We start from the raw sequence: 741 nt of genomic DNA on the forward strand, positions 1-741 counted from the left end.
ATTCCTGCCACAAGTCCAATGGTAAAGAATTGGCTGGCGATTTCAGGAATATAGTATGCGTGCTGAACAACCCCCCATATAATCCAGGCTACACCAAGGACTACTGTTAAAATAACGAGCATATGCCCCGTTTTGAAGTTTACTTTCATATCTTTATGATCAAAGTCGTCTCTAAAATATTGGTCCGACTCATAAGATAATGATTTTGTCGGATCCTTTCTAATCTTACTTGCATATTTCCATGTATAGAATGTTCCCACTGCTGTGAACACAAACCACATGACCATTCTGAATGGAGTTCCTGATAAGACTGGAATGTCGGAAACCCCCTGGGCAATGGCTACACCGAAAGGATTCATCCATGAGGTCCCGAAACCGATTTGAGTCGCTACATAGGTAATCATAATCCCTGTGATCGCATCATAACCCAACGCGATGACCAGCGGAACAAGAATCATAGCAAAAGCAATCGCTTCTTCCCCCATTCCGAAAACAGCTCCTCCTAAAGAAAACAGAAAGAACATGACAGGGATAATGAGAACTTCTTTTCCTTTCGTCCGGTCAATGACAGAAAGAATCCCCTCTTCCACTGCCCGCGTCCGCATAATAATCCCGAAAGCTCCGCCGATGATTAAAATAAATGCAACTACTCCAACCGCTGATCCCCATTTGTCACCGGAAACTAATCCTTCGAACACGTAATTCAGAAGCCCAGCACCTCCGCCGGGTTCGAATAAACTT

At 44.0% G+C, this 741-nt stretch carries 1 pseudogene; it reads right to left on the bottom strand.

Going from position 1 to position 741, the window contains the following annotated elements:
• Window positions 1–741 (bottom strand): annotated as a pseudogene (locus LD39_RS15235) (putative basic amino acid antiporter YfcC); the annotation flags it as partial.

It is taken from the genome of Halobacillus sp. BBL2006, assembly GCF_000786645.1.
In the GTDB taxonomy this organism is placed as follows: Bacteria; Bacillota; Bacilli; order Bacillales; family Halobacillaceae; genus Halobacillus.